We start from the raw sequence: 1,927 nt of genomic DNA on the forward strand, positions 1-1,927 counted from the left end.
TCGGTCCATCGCGGCGCCACCAACTGACATCAATCAGGTTGTTGCGGATGGCATCCTCGGCAGGCCGATTATTGACCTGTGACCATTCCTGCCGGTCATTGCGCAAGCCCGGATCGGCATAGGCAACGGGCAGCGGCGAACCGACACCCAGGATCACATTACCGGCCGCATCGCGCACGGTCAGGCCGCGACTGTCGATCATATTGGCCGTGATGCTGTTGGCCGTCAGCACATTGGCACGTACCGAGCGGATAAACGCGGCTTTGGCGGTCAGGGACTGGATATAGGCGTTATTGGCGGTCAAACCCTCGATAAAGGCCGTATTGCTGGTCAACTTATCGACAAAGCCACTATTGGCCACCAGCTCGCCTGTGATCGCCGTATTGGTCACAAGGTCCAAGGTATCAACCTGCAAGGCGCGAACCGATTTAGCGGCCAAGAGGTCTTGCGTAATCTCACCGGGCTGGATGCCGTTAATCAACGGGCGCGACTTGGCGACGCTGCCGGTCGGGCTGTTATACGGGCCTTTTAAGCCGGTCTTGGACACAAATCGGACCCAGTAATACGCCTGCGTCGGTGTATCAAACGGGTCCATATAGGTCGAGCTGGGCGACATGGCCACCAGCGTCGCCAAGCTGAAGTTATCCGCTGTAGCACGCCAGATTTCGGTATGGGCATGGTTGCCGTAAGTGGGCCATTGCCAGCGCACCAGGTTGTAACCGATTGCCCCGATGGGCGCGAGGCCCGTTGGCATCGGGGGCGGCACCGTGGAGAGCCATTCCTCGGGCAAGCCGGCATTGACCAAATCTTCGGGCGTCACCGGCCCGCTGTCATGCGGCACCACGGGCGGCTTGTCGGCATTGCTCAATGCCTTGTTGAACGCGCCACTTTCGAGGGCCTGCTTGATCGGACTCAGTATCTTGTAGAGTGCCGGGTCCAGATTGCCCGGAATGCTGGGGATGGCGGGCAGCTTAGCCATGGACCAACTCCTTGACGGCATAGCCGACACCCATGGACTTCAGACCACTGACGGCGCCGCTGACTTCGAGCGCCAGCACCTCGCCACGTAGTTCAGCCGGCAACCGGAACGGTTCGGCGCTGGTCACTTGGCGCGTGTGGCGCACCACCTCGTCAATCAGCAGCGTGAAGGTAATGGGGTAAGTCCGTGCATTGACGCGGGCCAAAGGCGGCACAAAGCCGGCACCAATCGAGAACTGTTTCGAGCGCCAGCGCAACGATAAGGGCGCACCGGCTTCAAAGCGCTGCAAACAACGGCCCCCGGTCACGATATACAGCGCGCCGTTCAACGGGTCGATATAGGCGGCAGAGGCGCCCAAGCCAGCCAAAGTGGTAAAGCGTCCGGCGTTATCGAGGATCACGCCCCCGTTTGGGGTGAAGGCGATATAGCGCCCTTCATGCCAGACGGCCGTCATATTGGCCGGGTCGAGCGCCTGCCAGTGCTCGGTGCGCATGGCTTCATTGCTCAATAGCCGGCTACCCGCCATGCCCACGCCCTGCAAACCACTGGCACTGGCATACAGCGCCCCATCGCCGGTGGACACAATCGAGCGTTTGGCGACACAACCGAGCAAACTCGGTAAGCCATCCATGCTCATGCTGGCCGGGTCGATACCGGTCACGATATAGGGATGGCCCGTGGTGGCCACCAATAGCGACTGCCCAAACGCCGCCAAGCCCACAATCGGGTAATCGCTGGTCAGACGGTATTTATCAGGCCAGGCGTAGGGGAGATAGGGTTCGCAGAAATACAGGTGGTGGCCGCTAAAGCCCGCCAGGATGCCGTTGGGCATGGCGGTGAGCCCTTGCAGGTCAGGCGGGGGTGGCAGAAAGCCCTTGGTGGCCAAGGCTTCATTGGCCTGTTCCAGGCGATCCACAAAGGTGTCGGCTGCCATCGGCACTTCGCCCA

Annotated in this window: 2 protein-coding genes; both read right to left on the minus strand. The window is 60.8% G+C overall.

Translation table 11 applies throughout. The annotated features are described in order from the left end of the window. The coding region (locus tag CSQ89_RS21305; RefSeq protein ID WP_199065778.1) for a hypothetical protein at positions 1-979 on the minus strand (979 nt) is incomplete at its 3' end. Next, positions 972-1,927, minus strand: a 956-nt coding sequence (locus tag CSQ89_RS21310; RefSeq protein WP_308418200.1) for a hypothetical protein, incomplete at its 5' end; no start/stop codon positions are given. The genes CSQ89_RS21305 and CSQ89_RS21310, both read right to left, overlap by 8 nt.

Source organism: Chitinimonas sp. BJB300 (assembly GCF_002735695.1).
Taxonomy (GTDB): Bacteria; Pseudomonadota; Gammaproteobacteria; order Burkholderiales; family Chitinimonadaceae; genus Chitinimonas.